19 protein-coding genes are annotated in these 20,472 nt (G+C 69.3%); 9 read left to right on the top strand and 10 right to left on the bottom strand.

Annotated elements, in window-relative coordinates:
• Positions 1-20 precede the first annotated feature (20 nt).
• The 5 genes from GBG68_RS00340 to GBG68_RS00320 all read left to right on the top strand — a co-directional run bounded on the left by GBG68_RS00340 (position 21) and on the right by GBG68_RS00320 (position 4,988).
• On the top strand, positions 21-2,444 hold the full coding sequence (locus GBG68_RS00340) for a heavy metal translocating P-type ATPase (RefSeq protein ID WP_152143937.1): 2,424 nt from the start codon (positions 21-23) through the stop codon (positions 2,442-2,444).
• Positions 2,441-2,668 (top strand): cbb3-type cytochrome oxidase assembly protein CcoS, encoded by a 228-nt coding sequence (gene ccoS, locus GBG68_RS00335; protein ID WP_152143935.1) that lies wholly within the window; start codon positions 2,441-2,443, stop codon positions 2,666-2,668. The genes GBG68_RS00340 and ccoS overlap by 4 nt, the downstream gene beginning before the upstream one ends.
• Entirely contained in the window at positions 2,658-3,368 is a 711-nt protein-coding gene (locus GBG68_RS00330) for a sulfite exporter TauE/SafE family protein (protein ID WP_152143933.1), read from the top strand. The genes ccoS and GBG68_RS00330 overlap by 11 nt, the downstream gene beginning before the upstream one ends.
• Positions 3,369-3,460: 92 nt before the next feature.
• Positions 3,461-3,970 (top strand): DUF1269 domain-containing protein, encoded by a 510-nt coding sequence (locus GBG68_RS00325; protein WP_152143931.1) that lies wholly within the window; start codon positions 3,461-3,463, stop codon positions 3,968-3,970.
• Between the two features lie 103 nt (positions 3,971-4,073).
• On the top strand, positions 4,074-4,988 hold the full coding sequence (locus GBG68_RS00320) for an alpha/beta fold hydrolase (protein ID WP_152143929.1): 915 nt from the start codon (positions 4,074-4,076) through the stop codon (positions 4,986-4,988).
• A 10-nt stretch (positions 4,989-4,998) separates the two neighbouring features.
• Here GBG68_RS00320 and GBG68_RS00315 read toward each other — a convergent pair whose 3' ends face one another.
• The gene (locus GBG68_RS00315; protein WP_152143927.1) at positions 4,999-6,063 is read right to left on the bottom strand and encodes a hypothetical protein; all 1,065 of its coding nucleotides are present in this window, start codon (positions 6,061-6,063) and stop codon (positions 4,999-5,001) included.
• A gap of 98 nt (positions 6,064-6,161) precedes the next feature.
• Here GBG68_RS00315 and GBG68_RS00310 point away from each other — a divergent pair, with 98 nt between their 5' ends.
• Complete coding sequence (locus tag GBG68_RS00310; protein WP_152143925.1) at positions 6,162-7,184, top strand: hypothetical protein; 1,023 nt, start codon at positions 6,162-6,164, stop codon at positions 7,182-7,184.
• Between the two features lie 145 nt (positions 7,185-7,329).
• Here GBG68_RS00310 and dinB read toward each other — a convergent pair whose 3' ends face one another.
• Both dinB and GBG68_RS00300 read right to left on the bottom strand, forming a co-directional pair.
• Positions 7,330-8,394, bottom strand: coding sequence for a DNA polymerase IV (gene dinB, locus GBG68_RS00305; protein ID WP_152143922.1), 1,065 nt, complete (start codon positions 8,392-8,394; stop codon positions 7,330-7,332).
• A 16-nt stretch (positions 8,395-8,410) separates the two neighbouring features.
• Complete coding sequence (locus GBG68_RS00300; protein WP_193222159.1) at positions 8,411-9,472, bottom strand: DUF2235 domain-containing protein; 1,062 nt, start codon at positions 9,470-9,472, stop codon at positions 8,411-8,413.
• A 139-nt stretch (positions 9,473-9,611) separates the two neighbouring features.
• Here GBG68_RS00300 and GBG68_RS00295 point away from each other — a divergent pair, with 139 nt between their 5' ends.
• Positions 9,612-9,938 (top strand): HPF/RaiA family ribosome-associated protein, encoded by a 327-nt coding sequence (locus tag GBG68_RS00295; protein WP_193222158.1) that lies wholly within the window; start codon positions 9,612-9,614, stop codon positions 9,936-9,938.
• Between the two features lie 145 nt (positions 9,939-10,083).
• On the opposite strand, the gene GBG68_RS00290 is transcribed toward GBG68_RS00295, so the two are convergent.
• The 5 genes from GBG68_RS00290 to GBG68_RS00270 all read right to left on the bottom strand — a co-directional run bounded on the left by GBG68_RS00290 (position 10,084) and on the right by GBG68_RS00270 (position 15,044).
• On the bottom strand, positions 10,084-10,536 hold the full coding sequence (locus tag GBG68_RS00290) for an RT0821/Lpp0805 family surface protein (protein ID WP_152143915.1): 453 nt from the start codon (positions 10,534-10,536) through the stop codon (positions 10,084-10,086).
• Positions 10,537-10,629: 93 nt separating this feature from the next.
• Positions 10,630-11,598: a glucokinase gene (gene glk, locus GBG68_RS00285; RefSeq protein WP_152143913.1), complete on the bottom strand. Its 969-nt coding sequence runs from the start codon at positions 11,596-11,598 to the stop codon at positions 10,630-10,632.
• A gap of 6 nt (positions 11,599-11,604) precedes the next feature.
• Positions 11,605-14,022: an endopeptidase La gene (gene lon, locus GBG68_RS00280; protein ID WP_226801476.1), complete on the bottom strand. Its 2,418-nt coding sequence runs from the start codon at positions 14,020-14,022 to the stop codon at positions 11,605-11,607.
• Between the two features lie 58 nt (positions 14,023-14,080).
• Positions 14,081-14,479 (bottom strand): Hsp20/alpha crystallin family protein, encoded by a 399-nt coding sequence (locus tag GBG68_RS00275; protein WP_152143911.1) that lies wholly within the window; start codon positions 14,477-14,479, stop codon positions 14,081-14,083.
• A 166-nt stretch (positions 14,480-14,645) separates the two neighbouring features.
• Positions 14,646-15,044 carry a TraR/DksA family transcriptional regulator gene (locus GBG68_RS00270; protein ID WP_152143909.1) on the bottom strand — a complete coding sequence of 133 codons (399 nt, stop codon included), beginning with the start codon at positions 15,042-15,044 and terminating at the stop codon, positions 14,646-14,648.
• 148 nt (positions 15,045-15,192) lie between these two features.
• On the opposite strand from GBG68_RS00270, the gene GBG68_RS00265 reads away from it, so the two are divergent.
• Positions 15,193-15,528, top strand: a complete 336-nt coding sequence (locus GBG68_RS00265; protein WP_152143907.1) for a DUF5335 family protein — start codon at positions 15,193-15,195, stop codon at positions 15,526-15,528.
• 19 nt (positions 15,529-15,547) lie between these two features.
• Here the strand turns inward: GBG68_RS00265 and GBG68_RS00260 are convergent, their stop codons facing one another.
• Positions 15,548-16,126: a UbiX family flavin prenyltransferase gene (locus GBG68_RS00260; protein ID WP_193222157.1), complete on the bottom strand. Its 579-nt coding sequence runs from the start codon at positions 16,124-16,126 to the stop codon at positions 15,548-15,550.
• A gap of 77 nt (positions 16,127-16,203) precedes the next feature.
• Positions 16,204-17,442, bottom strand: coding sequence for a benzoate/H(+) symporter BenE family transporter (locus GBG68_RS00255; RefSeq protein WP_152143905.1), 1,239 nt, complete (start codon positions 17,440-17,442; stop codon positions 16,204-16,206).
• A gap of 173 nt (positions 17,443-17,615) precedes the next feature.
• On the opposite strand from GBG68_RS00255, the gene GBG68_RS00250 reads away from it, so the two are divergent.
• Positions 17,616-20,459, top strand: coding sequence for an EAL domain-containing protein (locus tag GBG68_RS00250; RefSeq protein ID WP_152143903.1), 2,844 nt, complete (start codon positions 17,616-17,618; stop codon positions 20,457-20,459).
• Positions 20,460-20,472 lie beyond the last annotated feature (13 nt).

The following is a 20,472-nucleotide window of genomic DNA, read 5'->3' as shown; positions in this document are numbered from 1 at the left end:
CCGCGCCGGAGCCACCAACCATGGTCAGCTGCTTTCATTGCGGCGACACCGTCCCGCCCGACGAGCACCGCACCGTACGCATCGACGACAAGCCGCGTCCGGTGTGCTGCATCGGTTGCCAGGCCGCCGCCACTTTCATCCGTGACGCCGGCCTGGACGATTTCTACCGCTATCGCACCGCCCCCACGCCCCAGCCCGAGGATGGCGGTCGGGACGAATGGAGCCTGCTCGACGATGGCAGCCTGCAGCAGGACTTCGTGGAACCCCTGGACGACGGGCGCGGCGAGGCGCGCCTGCTCATCGAGGGCATCAGCTGCGCGGCCTGCAGCTGGCTGATCGAGCACGCGCTCACCCGAGAAGAAGGCGTGGAGCAGATCCGGGTCAACCCCGCCAGCGGCCGCGCACTGCTGCGCTGGGACGCCGCCCGCCGGCCCTTGAGCGAGCTGCTGCGACTGATCGCCGCGCTGGGCTTCACCCCCCACCCGGTGGGCAGCGAAGCTGCCGCCGGAGCGGCCGAGCGGGAACGCAGCCGGGCACTCAAACGCCTGGCCGTGGCGGGCCTGGGCATGATGCAGGTGATGATGTACGCGGTAGCGCTGTACCTGGGCGCGGTGCAGGCCATGGAGCCGCTGTATCAGGACTTCCTGCGGCTGGTGAGCCTGCTGGTGGCCACCCCGGTGCTGTTCTACGCGGGGGCCCCCTTCTTCCAGGGCGCGACGCGGGATCTGCGCGCCCGCCGCCCCGGCATGGACGTACCCGTGGCGTTGGCCATGGGCGGCGCCTACGCCTGGAGCCTGTGGGTGACGTTCCGGGGCGGCGAGGAAGTCTACTTCGACTCGGTCACCATGTTCATCTTCTTCCTCTCCCTGGGGCGCTACGCCGAGATGGCCGCGCGCCACCGGGCCGGCGCCCTGGGCGAGGCGCTCAGTCAACTGCTGCCCGCCTCGGCCCTGCGCCTGCAGCCCGACGGCACCGAGCAGCGCATCGCCGCCCGGCATCTGCGGGTGGGCGATGTGGTCATCATCGCCCCGGGCGAATCCGTGCCCGCCGACGGTGTCGTGATCGCCGGCCAAAGTCGGCTGGACGAATCCATGCTCAGCGGCGAATCGGAACCGCTGCCCCGGGGCACCGGGGCGCGACTGGTGGGCGGCAGCCTGAACCTGGAGCACCCACTGCGCATGCGGGTGGAGCAGGTGGGCGCGGACACCGTGGTCTCGGCCATCGGCCGACTGCTGGAGCGAGCCGCCGCGGAACGCCCGCGCCTGGCCCAGACCGCCGAGCGGGTGGGCCGGGTCTTCGTGATCGCGGTGCTGGTGGTCGCCGCGCTGATCGCGCTGGTCTGGTGGCAGATTGACCCAAGCCGCGCGCTGCCCGTGGTGCTGGCCACCCTGGTGGTCACCTGCCCCTGCGCCCTGTCCCTGGCCACCCCCACCGCGCTCACCGCCGCCACCACGCGGCTTGCCCGGGACGGGCTGCTGATCAGCCGCCCCGACACCCTGGAGAATCTGGCCCGGGTGGACCGGCTGGTGCTGGACAAGACCGGCACCCTCACCCGAGGGCAACTGCGCATTACCGAAACCCTGCCGCTGGGGGCCGAGGACGAGAGCGCCTGCCTGAATATCGCCGCACAGCTGGAGCAGGGCTCCGAGCACCCGCTGGCCCGCGCCTTTCCCCGCGCTCCCCGCGCCGCCGAGGAGCAACGCTACCAGCCCGGGGCCGGCGTGCAGGGGCGCGTGGACGGGCAGCGCTACCGGATTGGCCGGGCGGATTACGTGGCGGCGCTCGCCGGCCCGCCACCGGCCGGACTGCCCGCCGATGCACTGCTGCTCGGCGGCGAGCAAGGCTGGCTGGCGGCCTTTCGCCTGGCCGACCAGTTGCGCCCGGAGGCCGCCGTGGCGCTGGATGAGCTGCGCGGGCTGGGGCTGCGCGCGGCCATGGCCAGCGGCGATGCTGCCGCCACCGTGGCCGCGGTAGCGCGGCAGTTGCGTATTGACGAGCACGCCGCCCGACTGGACCCGGCGCAGAAGCTCGAACGTCTGGCCGAATACCGCCGTCGAGGCGAACTGGTGGCGATGATCGGCGATGGCGTGAACGACGCCCCGGTGCTGGCCGGAGCCGATGTGTCCATCGCCATGGGCGGCGGCACGGCCCTGGCTCGGGCCAGCAGCGACGCGGTACTGCTGCGCGAGGATCTGCGCTTGCTGCCCCACGGCGTGCGCCTTGCCCGGCGCACCCTGCGCATCATCCACCAGAACATGGCCTGGGCGCTGGGCTACAACCTCATCGGCTTGCCCCTCGCCGCCGTCGGCCTGGTGCCGCCCTGGCTGGCGGCCATCGGCATGTCCGCCAGTTCCCTGATCGTGGTGCTCAACTCCCTGCGCCTGGGCCGGGCCGCCCGGAACACACCGCTGGCCGCTGCTGGGGTGACGGAGGCGCGCACATGAACATCATCCTGGTGCTGATACCGTTGGGGATCATGCTACTGGGCGTGGCCATCTGGGCCTTCTTCTGGGCGGTGAACAATGGCCAGTTCGACGATCTGGACAGCCCCGCCTACCGCATTCTCATGGAAGACAAGGCCCCGGCCCCGGGTCGGGGCCAGCAGGACGACAGCGAACCAGGGGCGACGCCCGAAGACGGCGAGCAAGGAGGCGACGATGCACTCTGACCCCCTGACCAGCCTGACCGCCGCCCTGCTGGTGGGCCTGCTGGGCAGCGGTCATTGCCTGGGCATGTGCGGTGGCATCGCCTCGGCGCTGGGCATGAGCGCCCAGCGCCCCTCCCGGCTGGCGGGTCTGGGGCTGAACCTGCTCTACAACCTGGGCCGCATCAGCAGCTACGCCATCGCCGGCGCGCTGGTGGGGGCCCTGGGCGGCTGGCTCGGCACCTTGCTGAACCTGCCCGCCTGGTCCATCGCCCTGCGCCTGATGACGGGCCTGGTGCTGATCGCCATCGGCCTGCAACTGGCCACCGCTTGGCGCGGCCTGCGCCACATGGAGGTCGCGGGCGCCCGGCTTTGGCGGCTGCTGAGCCCCCTCGCCCGGCGCCTGCTGCCCGTGCGCCACCCACTGCAGGCCTGGGCCGCGGGGATGGTCTGGGGCTGGCTGCCCTGCGGGCTGGTGTACTCCATGCTGCTCACCGCGGCGGTCTCGGGCGGGCCCGCCCAGGGCGCCGGCGTGATGTTCGCCTTCGGCGCCGGCACCCTGCCCGCCATGGTGCTGGTCGGCAGCGCTGCCCACAGCCTGCGCCGCTGGTCCAACCACCGCGGCCTGCGCCGCGGTGCCGGCGTGCTGATCGTGTTCTTCGGCCTGTGGACCCTGGCCACGCCGCTGATGGCCCTGAGCGGCGGCGGCCACCACGGTATGTAGGCCAGCGCCATTTCCGGCGCCGTCGGTGCTGGAAATGGCTGCGTTTACCCCCATCTCCGCGTTCATGACTCCTCCCTGAAAGGAGACGCCCCATGCGACGCCTGTACTTCCTCGCCCCGGATGTATCCACGACCCGGCGCATCGTGCGGGATCTGCTGCTAAACCACGTGGCCGAGGAGCACATCCACCTGATCGCGCGGCGTGATGTGCCGCTGGAGGACCTCCCCGAGGCCTCCATGGCCCAGAAGAGCGACCTGATTCCGGCCCTGGAGCGGGGCGCCGCCGCCGGGGCCGCCACCGGCGCCGTAGCCGGGCTGGTGGCGGTGGCCGTACCGCCGGCGGGCATCGTACTGGGCGGTGGCGCGGTGCTGGGCGCGGCGCTCGCCGGAGCGGGCTTCGGCGCGTGGGCGGCCAGCATGATGGGCATCTCCACCCCCAACAGCCGGCTGAAGAAATTCGAAGAGGCGGTGGAGGCTGGCCAGGTATTGATGCTGGTGGACGTCAAGCGCGGGCGGGTGGACGAGGTGGAGGCGCTGATCCGCGCCCATCACCCCGAAGCGACCATCAGCGGCACTGAGCCGCACATGCCGAATTTTCCCTGAACCCACCCCCCGCGCGCGCCACCGGGGATGACCCCGGACTTGCGAATCGACCCCGGGCTGACCAGAATCTAGGCACTTCCGGTACAAGAAGAACATCACGCCCATGCCCTACTTCAAGCACCAGGGTCACCCCGTCTACTACGAACTCGGTGAAGGCGCCCCCGATGCGCCCACCCTGGTGATGGTCAACGGTCTGACCCAGGCCACCCGCCACTGGGCGCCCTACCAGCAGACCTTGGCCGATCGCGGCATACGGCTGCTCAGCTTCGACCTGCTGGGCCAGGGGGAATCCGCCAAGCCCGTGCTGGGGCTGGAGTTCGAGGACAATGTGGCGGTGCTGGAGAGCCTGCTGGATCACCTGGGGCTGGAGCGGGCCTACGTGGCCGGCATTTCCTTCGGCGGCATCGTCGCCCTGAAGTTTGCCATCGAACACCCTGAGCGCTGCGCCGGGCTGATCCCCATGAGCACCTTCAGCGAGATGGACGCGCGCCTGCGCGCCATCGGCGGGACGCTCTACCAGGGCATGGCGCGGGTGGGCTTCGAGTACCTGGTGGAGCTGTTCACCAGCTACAACTTCAGCGCCCAGTGGCTGGAGCGCCACGCCGAGCGCATCCCCGAGATGCGCCGCCAGAGCAGCGCCGGCAACCAGCTCTACGCCATTCAGAACCTGATGGAATCCATCGCCCGCTTCCAGGGCTTCACCGCGGAACTCGCCCGCATCACCGCCCCCACCCTGATCCTCAACGGCGAACACGATGCGCTCACCCCGCGCAGCTGCCACGAGATCCTGCGCCAACACATCGCCGGCGCACGGCTGGTGCTGCTGCCCCACGTGGCCCACGCCTTCACCCTGGAAGTGCCCGAGATCTGCACGCGGATCTGGGCGGAGTTCATCGAGGCGGTGGAAGCCGGTCGCTGGGAGGGGGACCAGAGCGTCTGGGTGGCGGCGGAGAACGCCGAGGCCGAGCCGCTGCTCAGCCCCTGCTCGGGCGATCACACCCGGGCGATCCCGGTCTGAGCGCGCAGGCTCACCCGCGGGCCATGACGCTTCGGTAGCCCTGGCGCAGGGCGTCCAGGGTGGCCGGCAGATTGACGAACGGGCGCCGACTCGCCCCCTCCAGCGGCACGATGGCCAGATTCGATACCCGCAAGGGCGTGCCGTTCACCAGCGCCGTGTACTCATCCACGTCGATCCGAAACAGCCAGCCGCGCTGTATCAGCATGAAGAAGTCCTTTTTGGTCGCGATGCGCTGCCCCGGCACGGCGCGCAGGCACTCGTCCACACCCAGCCATCGTTGCAGCAGGGTCCAGTCGTAATTGCGCCGCAGGCAGATGCGGGCCGCCTCGCCCAGGGTGGGGAAACGCCGCACGCCGTGGTCATCCACCACGTAGACCTCCCCCACCGCCGGCCGGCTCAGGTCGGCGAGGCCCCGCTCATGCAAGGGTGAGTGCAGGTAGAGCAGTTGGATCTTCTTCAGGGTCTCGCCGAAGCTTTCCTTGGCCCAGCGGCTCAAGTCTCGGTTGCGAGGGAGGATTCGCGCGGCATCGATGATTCTCTTGCCAAGATCCGCAGCGTATCCCTCCTTGTACGCTGTCGAGCCCTGTTCGGTCTTCAGCGTGTCCTGGCGCCCGTTAGCCTCCGCCAATTGGGTGAGCACCGCCAACTCGCGCCATATCGCCGGCCCCGGCCCGGCCGGGTTGAAGAAATCATCCGCCGCGAAGTTGATTCGATCCTTGTAGTCATCCCGCGCATTGCGAAAGTGCGTGCTGAGCTTGTCATTCACCCGTTCCGCATGGGCCTTGTAGCCTTTCTCGAAGGCGGTGGAGGCGGCGTTCAGCAGCCACAGCGGGCCGGCGAAGCGGGCGATCACCGCACCGGCCGTGCGCGGCAGGAAGGCGCCCGCCCCGTCCAGGGCCAGATTGAAATACACCAGATTGGCCAGACCGGGGAATTCCCGGGAAACGTGCGGGGCTTCGGCGTGATCGACGGCGTCTTTGAGATCGGTGGCCCATTGCGCCATCTTGGCGGACAGCGCCATGCGGGCGCCACGAAGCGCCCAGTCGGCGGGCGCCGACGCGACTACTGCGTTCATCTGCATACTCCTTATGCATTTGATTATTTGCGTTCCCTCGCCCGGAAAGGTACAAGAAGCGCTCGGGAAAAACCAATGTTCAAGGACCGAACACCACCATGCGATTACCCCTCGCCTGCACCTTTCTGGCCGCGCTCGCCCTGGGCCTCGGCTGTGAAAACCCGGCGAACGACGACCTGCCTGCCAGCCCGGACACCGCCCTGGGCTGGGACGAGTACGTGGCGAAAGAGCGCCCCCTGCGCGAGCCCTACACCTGGCAGCGCTACTACCGCCAGGGCCTGCCCGATATGCGCCGCTGGCGCCCCGAGGATTTTCTCCCCGCGGAGTATCTGCGGGCGGAACACGTGCGCTTTTGCGAGTTGCCGGTGAACGAGCGCCGGGCACTGTCCGACGTGCTCAGCAACTCACTGGACGAAGAAGGCGCAACGGCACTGCGCCACTACGCGGAACGGGGCGTACTGACCGCCCAGACCACCTACGGCGCCTTCTGCCGCGCCGGCGGCCCCGGCTTCAGCGCCGATGAGGCCGTGGACTGGGCCCGCAGGGCCGGCGCCAGCGGCGACCCCGACGCCATGACGAAACTGGGCCTGTGTCTGGACGACTATCTGGAAGGCCACGACGTACACACCAAGTCCTTCCTCGCCGACGAGATACTGTACTGGCACTGGCGTGGCGCGAAGTATCTGCAGCGAAGAGCCCTGATGGCCATGTTCATCTTCACTGGCAACCAATTCTACGAGTATGCCGAACTCGGGGCGAACGACATTCATGCTTACAAGTGGGACATTCTCGAGGAAAGCATCGACGCCCTGCACGGCATCCGCCACGACCCCGAGACCATGAGCCTCACCGGCAAGGCCTACCCCTACAACGCGGGCATGACGCCGGAGCAGATCGCTCGCAGCCGTGAACTGGCCCGGGGATGGCTGCTGGAAAACGCCGATTCCCTGAAGGACCTGCCGCTGCCCTTCAACTGCGCCGACGACCCGGACGCCCCCTACGCCGGCGGATCCTACGACTACGCCCTGTTCAACGAAACGCTGCAGGTCCTCGGCCTGCACTTCGATACCGCCACCCGGGTGTTGGAGATCACCGGTCCCGTCGCCACCACGCCCCCGTAACAGCCGTTCCTCCCCGTGCAGGAGCGGCTCAGGGCCATGACTCCCCCCGTTTCGTCACCTTCGATGGGTGCTGTTTACAGGGTGTTGACGGGAAAGATTCACGGATCGGTGCCGCCTGCGGGGGAGGTGAAGAGAGGGGCGCGCTTCAGAACAGGGTCAGCTGACCCGTCCCCTCTTCCAGCGGCTGCAGGCCGGATACCGTCACCCCCAGCAGGCGCACCGGCACCCGGTCCGCGTCGGTGCGCGCCAGCAGGCGCTGCAACAGATCCATGACCTGCTCCACGCCCGCCAGCGGTCTGACCCCGGTGTGGGCCCGGGTGATCTGGCGGAAGTCGTGGTATTTCACCTTCAGGGTCAGGGTCTGGGCGCAGAGCTTCTTGGCGGCCAGCGTCGCCAGCACTTCCTCGGCCAGGGGGCGCAGCGCCGCCAGCATCTGCTCGGGGTCGGCCAGGTCTCGGGAAAAGGTCGTTTCGCTGCCGATGGACTTGCGCACCCGCACCGGGCGCACCGGCCGCGGGTCTTCCCCACGGGCAATGGCGTGGAAGAACGCCCCCCGGGACCCGAAGGCCGCCTGCAGCGCTTCCGGCGTCCATTCCCGCAGGTCCGCCCCGGTCTTGATGCCCAGGGCGTGCATGCGCGCCTCGGTGGCCTGGCCCACGCCGTGGAAACGGCCCACGGGCAGTTCGGCCATGAAGGCCTCGCCCTCGCCGGGGCGAATCAGGTAAAGCCCATCGGGCTTGTCCATGTCCGAGGCGAGTTTGGCGAGGAACTTGTTGTAGGACACCCCGGCCGAGGCGGTCAGGCCTGTGCGCTCGCGAATCTCCGCCTTGATCCGTTGCGCGATCAGGGTGGCGGAGCCCCGGCAGGCCCGGCACTCGCTCACATCCAGATAGGCCTCGTCCAGGGACAGGGGCTCCACCAGCGGCGTGTAGCGGCGGAAGATGGCCTGGATGCGCCGGGACTCGGCCCGATAGGCCTCGAAACGTGGCCGCAGGAAGACCCCGTCCGGGCAAAGCCGCAGCGCCCGGGAGGCGGCCATGGCGGAGTGGATGCCGAAACGCCGGGCCTCGTAGCTTGCCGCCGCCACCACACCCCGCCCGTGGGGGTCGCCGCCGACGATCACCGGCCGCCCCTTGAGCCGCGGATCATCCCGTTGCTCCACGGACGCGAAGAAGGCGTCCATATCCAGGTGAATGATCTTGCGGCTCATCGGCGCTGTGGCAAAGCTACTCTCGGGCGGTTTCGGGACTGGGGGCGGTTTCGGGGCTGGGCGCGCCGTCGCGCCGCTCCAGCCAGTGTCGCAGATTATCGGGCGCGTAAGCCTGAACCGCATCCCGGTAGCGGTGCAAGGCCCCGGGGTGTACCGCCTCACCCACCGCCGCGCCGATGGGTCGCGGGTGCCGCTGCAACAGGCGGTACAGGCCACGGCGGGATTCCCGCAGCGCCCCGCCCCAGTCCGGCACGCAGGCGGTGTCCAGCCACGCCTGGTCCAGCGCCAGCCCGGCCTGGGCCGCCTTGCGGGCCATCCAGTGCAGGGCGAGGTTGCTCAGCCCGCTGTCCCGGTAGCCGCCGCCGATATTGGCGTGCACGCCGGGGAACCAGACCTGCTCCACCCGCTGACCCGGTGCGGGCGTGTTGCGCCATAGCGCGGGGCGGAAGGCGCCGCGTTGCTCGTCGATGGCGAGCGCCTGGCAGGCGTGGCGGATGATGCGGCTGAGCTTCACATCGTGGAACTCATAGCGCCGGCGGGTGAGCGCATTGAGCCCGCGCAGGGGGATGCCCAAGGCACCCACGGTATCCCACACCCCCAGAAAGTGGATCTCGGCCTGCTGGGCGTACTGGGCGCGAAAGCGCCTGGCGGTCTCGTCATCCGGGTGCACCGCGGGGTCGCGGTACATGGCATAGGCCTCCTCGATGCGATCGGCCCGGGTCTTGTGCAGCAGCCCGCAGTTGCGGATGAGGCCCGCCGTGCTGCGTGCCGTGTAGGCGCCGCGGCTGAAACCGAACAGCCAGATCTGGTCCCCCGGTACGTAGTTGTGCACCAGATACCGATAGGCTTTGCGCACGTTGCGCGACAGACCATGGCCAAAGGCGCCCCCGGTCAGCTTGTCCAGCCAGGGGCCGGTGCCGACCCCGGTGTCGTAGAACACGCTCTGGGTGGTGCCGTCCGGCGCCTGCGGGCACACGGCGCGGGCCAGTTTCACCACATTGCTGGGGCAGAGCGCATCGTCCTCGCGCTGATCGGGGGTGTTCCAGGTACCGTCACAGCAGATCACCAGTCGCCGCATTATTGTTCTCCGTATCGGCGCCCTCTGCGCCATGGAGGGCGGGGGCTGGTGCAGCAGTTTAGAAGGCCGCCCGGGGCTTGTCGTCCCTGGCCGGCGCACCCATCCCGGAGAAACACGCCTATCCGCACGGAGGCTTTGCATGGGTCCGCAGCCACAGATCAGTTTTCACGGGCTGAACCATTCCGAGGAAGTGGCAAGCTATGTGCGCGAGCGCGCCGCGCGGCTGGCACGGCTTTGCGAGAGCGCCACGTCCTGCCGGGTGGTGCTGGAGCGCCCGCACGCCCCGCACCGCCCGGGGGAGCACAGTGGCAACGAGCTGCGTGTGCGGGTGGAAGTGGGCCTGCCCGAGAAACGACTCCTGATCGGCGACAAGTGTCGCGTGCAAACCCCCTTGCTGCGCCTGGAGACTCTGGTGCGGGAGGCCTTCGAGGCCGTGGAGCGGCAGATTCCGCCGGCTGTGCATTAACGACAGCAACGACAGTCCATCAAGGATGCTTTGCCGCGGCCAGGTCTTCAACGGCTTCCCTGGATCGGACAATCTGCGGTCGGGCAAACCTGGGGTCGGACAAGGCCCTCGCCGGCCGTGGCCGGCAACCCCGGGACCGGCTGCGTCAATCGCGCTCGCTTTCCATGATCTCCCAGCGGCCATCCGCCACCCGGCAGGCCGTTCCGTCGACATTCTCCACTTCGCCGTCGATATCCATGCTGAAGCGCCGGCAGGGGCGATCCCGCTCGGCATCCACCCAGGTCTCGGTGGGGGTGACCCGGAACTCCCGTCCGGTGTCCGGATTGACCCAGGCGGTCGTTTCACCACTGGGCTGGTATTCCAGGGTCTGTGCCACCTCCTGGCGATCGCGCTCGTCCATCCACTGGCCGATCTGCCGCCCCAGCAGTCCTCCGGCGATGGCGCCCACCAGGGTGCCGGCTGTGCCCTCACCGACCTGCTCCCCGATGACGGCACCCGCCCCGGCGCCCACGACCGTGCCGGTCTGCTCGCGGGTGGCGCAGGCGCTGAGCAGGGACAGGACGAGGGAAAATAGTACCAACAGGATACGCACAGGCATGCACGGTTTCCCTGAGTGGCGAGGGTTGAGAAAGGTAGTGAGGGTCAGGGCCGCGCCCCACAAGTCTCCACGCCGCTCCCCTGGCAGCGGCTCCTACGGGGAGACTTCGCCCAGGCCATCGAGCAGCGCGGCCAGCCCCAGCTCGGCCGGATGCGGGTGGGTAATGAGCCAGGTGGGCAGCGGGTCCAGGTACTCCCGGAAACGCCCCTTGGCGATGAAACGCTCGCGAAAGCCCGAGCGCTGCAGGGCTTCACGCAGGGGCGGCAGGATGCCCCCGGCGAGATACACCCCGCCCCGGGCCCCGGCGCTCAGGGCCAGATTGCCCGCCGTGGAACCGAGCATCTTGAAGAACATGTCCAGGGCATCGGCGGCCAGTTCGTCACTGCCGTCCAGCGCGCCCCGACTGACCTGCTCCGGGTCCTCGGCCCGGGGGCCGCGACGGCTGACCTCGGCCAGGGTGCGGTAGAGCAGCAACAGGCCCGGCCCGGACAGCAGCCGCTCGGCGGAGACATGATCGAAGCGCAGACGCAGCCGCTCGATGACCGCCGCTTCCCGGCGGTTGAGCGCCGCCAGGCTGACATGCCCCCCCTCGCCCGGCACCGCCACCCAGTGCCCGGCGGCGGGCACGCTGAGCGCCGTGCCCAGCCCGGTCCCGGGCCCCAGCACGGCCAGCGGCCCGGGGCCGGGCACGCGCTCGGGCCCAATGGCGAGGCGGTCGGCGGGCGCAAGCACCGGCAAGGCCAGGGCCAGGGCGGCGAAATCGTTCAGCACCCGCAGCTCGTCCAGGTCCAGGGCGGCACGCATGCCCCGCACCGAGAAGGTCCAGCCGGTGTTGGTCATCAGCACTTCGTCGCCGGCGATGGGGGCGGCCACCGCCAGCGCGGCGCGCCGGGGGCGCTCGGCGGCGGGCAGGGCACGCAGATAATGGGCGATGGCCGCTTCCAGACCGGGAAAATCCGCTCGGCGCGCCCGCCATCGCCCGGCGATACCCTCGCCGGGGCGATACAGGGCAAGGCGGCAGTTGGTGCCACCGATATCGCCGATCAGGGCGGGCACGCTCATGGGCGTTCAGTCCTGCCCGGCCCGCTCGCGCCGGGGCCGCGGCCGCAGCTCCAGCGCCGCCAGCAGCGCCTCGTCCACTCGCTCCAGCCAGATGAACTCCAGCTGCTTGCGGGCGCTCTCGGGGATGTCCTCCAGATCCTTGCGATTGCGCGCCGGGAGCATGACCTTGTGAATCCCCGCCCCGGCCGCCGCCACGCATTTCTCCTTGATGCCGCCCACGGGCAGTACCAGCCCCCGCAGGCTGATCTCGCCGGTCATGGCCAGGTCCGCCGGCAGCTTGCGCTCGGTGAGCAGGGAGACCAGCGAGAGAAACATGGCCACCCCGGCACTGGGCCCATCCTTGGGGATGGCGCCGGCGGGCACGTGCACGTGTATGTCGTTCTCCTCGAACAACTGCGCGGACACGCCCAGCTCGGCGGCGCGGCTCTTGATCAGGGTGAGTGCGGCCTGGGCGCTCTCCTTCATCACATCGCCAAGCTGGCCGGTGAGGATCAGCCGGCCCTTGCCCGGCGCCAGGCTGGCTTCGATGAACAGGATATCCCCGCCCACGGGGGTCCAGGCGAGGCCCGTGGCCACCCCCGGCACGCTGGTGCGCATGGCGCTCTCGTTCTCGAAGCGCCGGGCGCCGAGGATCGCCGGCAGATCCGCCGCGCCCACGGTGACCGACGCCACCTTGCCCTCGGCAATGCGCATGGCCACATTGCGACACACCGCGCCGATGTTGCGCTCCAGGTTGCGCGCGCCCGCCTCCCGGGTATAGCCGCGCACGATCTCGCGCAGGGCCTCCCCCTCGATGCGGCACTGCTCGGGCGTCAGCCCGTTCTGGCGCAGCTGGCGGGCAACCAGGTAACGCCGGGCGATCTCCACCTTTTCCTCCTCGGTGTAACCGCTCAGCTCGATCACCTCCATGCGATCGCGCAGCGGCCCGGGAATGGCGTCCAGCACGTTGGCGGTGGCGATGAACAGCACCTTGCTCAGGTCGAAATCCACGCCCAGGTAGTTGTCGCGGAAATGGGTGTTCTGCTCCGGGTCCAGCACTTCCAGCAAGGCGGCGGAGGGGTCGCCGTGGAAGGCGCCACCGCCGAGCTTGTCCATTTCGTCGAGCATGAACACCGGGTTGCGGGTGCCGGCCTTGTTGATGCCCTGGATGATCTCGCCGGGCAGCGCCCCCACGTAGGTGCGCCGGTGGCCGCGGATCTGCGCCTCGTCGTGCACCCCGCCCAGGCTGGCGCGCACGAATTTCAAACCCACCGCATGGGCGATGCTCTGGCCCAGGGACGTCTTGCCCACCCCGGGCGGGCCGACGAAGCACAGAATGGGGCTGCGCCCCTCGGGGTTGAGCTTGCGTACCGCCAGGTATTCCAGAATCCGCCGTTTGATGCGCTCCAGGCCGTAGTGATCCTGCTCCAGCACCGCGCGGGCCTGCTCGATGTCCAGCCGCTCCTCATCCAGGCGGCTCCAGGGCAGCTTGATGAGCCAGTCCAGGTAGGTGCGGCTCATGGAGTACTCGGTGGAGGCCTCGGGCATGCGCTCCAGGCGCGCCAGCTCCCGCGTGGCCTGCTCATGGGCTTCCTCCGGGAGGCCCGCCTGCGCCAGCCGCTCACGCAGCTCGCGGAGGTCCTCGCTTTCACCCTCGTCCTCGCCCAGTTCCTGGCGGATGGTGCGCAACTGCTCGCGCAGCAGGTGCTTGCGCTGCTGCTCGGTGAGCGTCTCGCGAGTGCGCTGGCTGATCTGCTCGGACAGGCGCATCACCTCCAGGCGCTGGCCCAGCAACTCCAGCACCCGGTCCAGGCGCTCGCGCAGGTCCAGGGTTTCCAGCAGCTGCTGCTTCTCCTCGGGCTTCACGTCCATGAAACTGGCGATCAGATCAGCCAGCGCCCCCGGCGAGTCCATGGCTTCTATCGCGCCGCGCAATTCCTGGGGGGCCTGGGGGAAGAACTGCAGCGCCTCGACCGCCTGCTGCTTCAAGCGGTGCAGCCGGGCGGCCAGCTCCGCATCCAGCGGCTCCGCCGCATCCTCGTCGAGCCACGCCACCCGAGCCACGGGATACTCGTACCCGGACAGGTACTCGCGCACCCGAAAGCGCCGCTCGCCCTGGCAGATGAGGTGATGGACGCCATCCGGCGCGGTCACGTAACGCAACACCGAGGCGCCGCAACCCAGGGCGTACAAATCGTCGGGGCCGGGGCGTTCAGTGGCCGGATCACGCTGCAGCAGTATGCCTATGGGGCGGTCGGCCTGGGCCACCGCCTGGGCCGCCGCGATGGACGGGGGGCGCCCCACGCTCAGGGGCAGGATCACGCCGGGGAACAGCACCATGTTCCGCACCGGCAGGATGATCAGCGCATCCTCGGGCAGCGCGGGCTCGCCGGCGGGCTGCCTCGGCGTCGTTTCGTTCGTGTGGTAGTCCTGCTCCATACCCATCCGATCTCCTGCGGGAATGAAACACCGGCCCCGCTGGCGCCGGGCCGGCCAGGCCGGTTCAGCGCTTTTCCAGCTCCAGCACCAGGCAGCCGTCGCGCAGCTCCTGGCGCCTGAGCCGAAAACGCCCGGCGGGCAGCTCGATGGCGCGCTGGAAACGGCCATGGGGCAATTCCAGGCGATGCAGCGCGGCGCCGCGCAGCTCCGCAGGCAGCGGGCGGTGGCCCGAAATCAGCAGCACGCCCTGCTCCAGGAGCACCTCGATCCGGTCCGCCGGCACACCGGGCAGCGCCGCCAGCACGATCAGGGCCTGCTCGGTCTCCATGACGTCCACTGGCGGTCGCCAGCGGGCACGCGGCGCGGCGGAGAGCTCGAAGAACTGGCGCTGCAGCCGCTCCGCCTGGTCGAGCAGCTCGCAGGCCTCGGCCCACATCCAGCGACGTGGATCTCTTGCTGACATATGCCTTGCATCTCCCTGGAAGCCGCCTCCGCTCGGGAGGCCGGTATACGCAAACCCAAAAGATACAACAGCCCGACGCGCCCCGTGCCAGGTGCGAGGCGCAACCGCGGTGCGAGAACCCCCGCCGGCCAGCCGCGGCGGGGGCTTGCGGGCGCGAGGCCCCGCCCTACAGGGTCGGCCTGCCGGGTTGCGCGTGGGTACGCTCCCAGAGCTCCTGGGCCTTTACCGTGCGGCGCGCCGTGGGCTGAACCCGCAGCCGCTCGAAGGCGATGGGTTCGCCGGTGTCCTCGCAATAACCGTAGCGGCCCTCGCGCATTCGGTCCAGGGCAGCCTCCACCTCGGACAGTTCGCGCACATGCCGCTCCATGCCGGCGATGTTCTGGTCCATGAGCAGATCCGCCACCGAGGCCTCGCCCTGATCGTGCACCTCACGGGCCAGGTTCAACGCCTCCGGATCCTCCGAGCGGCGCAATTCCTCGGCCACGGTGGCCCGTAATTCCTCCCGACGGCGCTCCAACAGCTCCCGCAACAGTCGCAACTGCCCGGCGTTCAGTTCTCCGGCCATTGCCGCCCGCTCCTTGTGGGTTCATTCATCCGTACTGCGGCCACTCGCCGCCGGATCAATGCGCGACGCGCGATTGGACTTCCCTTGATGCACACCGGCCCGCGCCCATCTAACAGATGAGTAACACCGCCAGCCGCAGGAGAGCGCCATGAGCAGCCGCCGTCTGGAACCCGATCAGCGCCAGGCCTATTTCGACCGGGTCTCGCGTTCACTGGCCGCAACACAGGTGGGCATCGAGATCGCCGGGCCGGGGGTCGGCGACCAGACGCAGGGGGAGCGGCTCACCCTGCGGGGCATGAGCTACGACCCCCGGGCCGACCAGTTCGAGCTGCTCACCGAGGAACTCGACCACCTGGTGAGCCACCCACGGGAGTTGTACGTGGATGACGCGGCCGACGGACTGCACCGGGTGGAACTGGTGGACGGGGAGGGCAACCGGCAGATCTATACGCTGAGCCAGCCCTTGCGATTGCCGGGGCATTGAGGGGGCGCCAGGGCGGCGGCTAGCCCTCTGAATGGCCCGTCCAGACACGGCTGACACCGGTGTCCACCCCGAGCAGGCCCAGCGCTCTCGCCGCGCTCTGGGTCACCAGCTCTTCCAGGCTCTGTGGCTTGTGATAGAACGCCGGCACCGGCGGCATGATGATGCCGCCGTAGCGCGTGACCCGCTCCATCAGTTCGATATGACCCAGGTGCAGCGGCGTTTCACGCAGCATCAGCACCACGGGCCGGCGCTCCTTGAGGCAGACATCGGCGGCGCGGACCATGAGGTTGTCGTTGAGCGCATTGGCCAGCGCGCCCAAGGTGCGCACAGAGCAGGGGGCAATGATCATGCCCTCCACCGGGAAGGAGCCACTGGCGATGCTCGCGCCTATGTCGCGAAAGCTGTGGTTGACCGTCGCCAGCGCCCTGAGCCCTTGCGCATCGAGTTCGGTTTCCTCTCGCAACGTGCGCAAGGCGGCCGGGGAGACCACCAGATGGGTTTCGATGTCGCGGCAGTCGCGCAACAAACGCAGCACTTCCACCCCATAACACACCCCCGAGGCGCCGGAGATCCCCACCACGATTCTTTTCATCGACATGCGCCCTTTCGCTGCACCCGCCCTTGCGGCGGCTCAGAATAACACCCGGGAGCCCGCGGTACCCGCGCGCCCCTGCCTCACGCGCCGCGCCGCAAGGTATGGCGCAGGCTGTCTCGCTCAAGCAGCCAGGAGGCCAACAGGCCGAACAGCAAGGCCCAGAACGGCGCGCCAACCTTGAGAATGGGCACGCCGGCCACAGCCACCACGAACGCCACCAGTGCCCCCAGCGGGCAGTGGCCCCTGAAGGCGGCGAGGAAGGCACCCTGCAACGCCGGAATCATCGCCAAGCCGCCCACCAGGCCCATCAGCGCGATGGGCAGCGCCAGAGCCAGGGTGGTAGCGGCTGGGGCGAAGATGGCAAAGATGACCATGAGCACCGACATAAGCACCCCGGCGCGCCACTGGCGGTGAAGCTCGCCGCTGGAGGTGAGAATGGCATTGGTGGGCCCGGTGAGGCAGGCCGGCACGGACCCCACCAGGGCGTAAAACAATGTGCCCAGGCCGGACCCCACGGTGATGCTCTTGATGGGTGGCTCATGACCGGCGTTCTTCAGCACGGCGATGCCCTGGGCATTCTGGATGCCCAGCACGGTAATGGTCAGCGGAATCACCAGCTCGAACATGGCCTGCCAGGAAAAGGCCGGCATGTAGAGATTGGGCCGCACCAGCAGATCGGTGCCCGCCATCCGCGGCGCGAAAGCGCCCGTGTACCAGGCCACCGCCCAGCCGGCGGCCAGCGCAATCAAGACCGGCGGGATGAGCCGCCGCAAGGAACCCACCGCACTGAACAGCACGAAGCCGGCGAGGCTGGCGAACGCCACCCAGGCCTGCTCGGTGAAGGCGGTGACCACGCGCACCCCCAAAGGCAGGAACACACCCGCGACCATCCCCATGACAATGGGCATGGGGATGCGGGCCATGATCCTCGTCACCAGCCCGCTCCAGCCAAGGAGCGTGATCAGAATGCCCGTCGCCCAATAGGCGCCTATGGCCTCGACGAAGCTGATGCTCTCCATGGCCGCGGGCAGCAGCATGGCGCCGGGAATGGTCCAGGCCAGCGACAGGGGCTTGCGATACTTCCAGCAGAAGAACCCGGTGAGCACGCCGGTGCCCAGATAACTGCCGAAGATCCACGAGGCGATCTCCGATTCGCTCAGCCCGCTGGCCTGCCCCATGGTGATCAGCACCGCCAGCGGGCCGGTCAGGCCGAACAGAAAGCCTGTGACGCCGTTGCTCAGTTCGTGCCGCTTCAGCACGGGCTCGGGCCGGACCCCGCCGCTCCGCGGGCCGGGCCCGGTCTGTGTCAGTTCCGCCATGAAATCCTCTTAAGTCCTTGCTGTTTTGCGCCGAACACCGTCCGGCAAGCCCGCGACCGCTAATGTAACCGCTGCGGTCGCATCTCAGGAAGAGGACGACCGTCTCTTGCCTGGGGCCGCCCTCAGCCCCCATCTCTTTGGGGCCGGACCGCCGGGCCCTGGGGAGTCCCCGCATGTCTAACACCGCCCGCAAGCGCAGGGACGCGGCGCTGACCTTCGGCGCCGGCGTGCTGCTGGGCCTGGGATTGAGCGTGCTGATGGCCTGGCACCTGGGAGCCACGGTGCTGCTGCAGCCCCTGCCCGCTCTGCCCGCCATGGGTTTTCCGGCGGCGCTGGGCCTCACGCTGCTGGGCATGAACCTGCTCGCCTGCGCGCAACATCGTCAGCGCTGGTGCCTGAAACTGGCCCTGGTGGTGCTGGCGCTGGGAGTGACGCTGCTCAGCGTCTATCTGCTGGCCGGCGAGAGCCCTAGCCCGGCGTTGAAACCCTGGCTGCTGCGGCCGAACGTCTCCGTGTGCCTGATACTCGCCGGCCTGGGCATCGCCCTGCAGCACGGCGTGCGCCGACGCCATCCCGCCTCGAGCTGGCTCATGGCCCTGTGCGCGATACTGATCGTCGGCATCGCCGGTGCCGCCGCCGTGACTGAATTGGCCGGCCTGGGCGCGGGCCCGCCCTTCACCCACTGGACCCGCATGGCACCCCACGCCACCGCGGCCTTCTTCCTGGTTGGCGCCCTGCTGCTGATGATGGCGGCCGAGAAGCCAGGACCAGCCCCGCGCCATGCCGACAGGCCGGCCGCCTGGCGCCCCTGGGCGGCCGGGCTGGGCGTGGCCTTGCTTGCCGCAGTGCTCGCGATCGCCATGGAGGCCACCGAGCGGCAGCAGGGCCAGCGGGTGCTGGAGGCGGAAATACACTTGCTGAGCATCGAGATCCAGTCGGCGCTGCGTAATCAGTTTCAGCTGCTCAACGCCCTGGCGCGGCGCATGGCGCTCAATGGCGGGCAGACCGACATGAGCTGGCGGGCGGATGCCCGGCAATTGACCGCCAATAGGCGGTATCGACGCATCGTCTGGCTGTCGCCGCGGCTGGAGCCGCTGGCCTGGGTGCCGCTGGAACCGACCCCGTCCCCGCTGCCGGCCAGCGACCCCGCACGTCTGGACGCCGCCCGGCAGGCCCGCGACAGCGGGAAAATCAGCCACAGCCGGATCATCCCGGTCGGGGATAACCACCCCGGTTTCCACGTTTATATCCCGGTACGCCAGGACGGGGAACTGCTGGGCCTGCTGGGTGCCACGGTGGACCTGTCCCACAGCCTGTCCGAGGCCTTGGTGCACCAGACCCGGCGCGGTTATGCGGTGTCACTGCGCACCGACGAGCAAACCCTGTACCGCAGCTCACCGCATCTCTCACCCCCGCGCCAGCAGGAGCTGATCGTGCACCACGCCCTGCCCGGCCTGGGCTGGCAACTGCGCATCTGGCCCCTGCCGGAGACCCTCCCGCTGCTGCGCACCGCTCTGCCCGAAACGCTGTTCGCCCTGGGCCTGCTGCTGGCCGTGTTGCTGGGATTGGCCATACGCGCCAGGGACCAGCAGATGATCAGCAGCCTGCAGGTGCGCGCGCTCAACACGGAGCTGGAGGACCGGGTTCGCCAGCGCACCCGGGCGCTGTCCCGGGAGATCGTCAAGCGCAAACGCATCGCCGAGCGCATGGCCCATATGGCCAAGCATGACCGGCTCACCAAGCTGCCCAACCGGGCGCTTTTCCAGGAGCATCTGGAGCACGCCCTGCAGCGGGTGCGACGCGAACATCACCAACTGGCGGTGCTGTTCCTGGATCTGGACCATTTCAAGGAGATCAACGACCGCCACGGTCACCATGTGGGCGACGAACTCCTCAAGGCCTTCGCCACCTGCGTTCAGGCGCAGCTGCGCGAGGTGGACATCCTCGCGCGTCAGTCCGGCGACGAGTTCATCGTGCTGGCCGATGAACTCCACGGCACCGCCGACGCCGAGGGCATCGCCCGCAAGATCGTCGGCGCGCTGACGCAACCGCTGAGCGCCGGGACGCACCGCTTCTCGGTGGCGTGCAGCATCGGCATCGCCACCTACCCGGACGGCGGCACCGATGGCCCAGCCCTGATCCGCAATGCCGACGCCGCCATGTATCAGGCCAAGGCCGCCGGCCGCGGCCGTTACGCCGTGTACTCGGCGTCGCTGCATGAGCACACCGAAGAGCGGCTGCGCATCAAGGCCGCGCTGCTGGCGGGGCTGCAGACGGGGCTGCGGCGCCGGGAGTTCCAGATCCACTACCAACCCCGTGTCCGGCTGGAGGACGGAGCACTGGTGGGTGCCGAGGCGCTGCTGCGCTGGCACCACCCGGAGCAGGGCCTGATCGGGCCGGAACACTTCCTCGCCGTGGCCGAGGAGGATGGGCTGATCTGCACGCTGGGCGCCGAGGTGCTGCGCCTGCTGGAGCAGGACCTGGGCCACTGGTCACGGCGCGCGCTGAAGCTGCCGCGGGTCTCGGTCAATGGCGCGCCGCGCCAACTCCAGGGGCCGGAACTGGTCCAGCAGTTCACCCACCTGCTGCACAAGCTCCCCCGCTACCGTGGCCTGCTGGAGCTGGAGCTGGACGAGCGGGTCTTCGCCGAGGACCGGCCCGCCTGGCGCGAGACGCTGTGGGCCCTGCACCGCCTGGGCGTGCGCATCGTCATCGATGGCTTCGGCAGCGGCAGCGCCCACTTCAGCTGTTTTCGCAATCTTCCCATTGCCGCGATCAAGATAGACCGCAGTCTGATCGCGCGGATCACCGAGGACCGCAACGAGGCGCGCATTGCCGAGACGGTGCTGGATCTGGCGCGTAATTTTTCTCTGGGTACCGTGGCCGAAGGGGTGGAGACCGCCGGGCAGCGCGAAGCTCTGCTGCGGGCCGGCTGCGTGCAGGCGCAGGGCTGGCTGTTCGGTCACCCGGTCAGCGCCGAGGAGTTTCTCGGGCTGTGGCGGGCGCAGGCGGCCTGAGCCCAGCCCAGGA

Source organism: Alkalilimnicola sp. S0819 (assembly GCF_009295635.1).
GTDB lineage: Bacteria > Pseudomonadota > Gammaproteobacteria > Nitrococcales > WHIW01 > S0819.
Note: the sequence above shows the minus strand (reverse complement) of the source record. Positions and strands in the feature narration are given on the sequence as shown.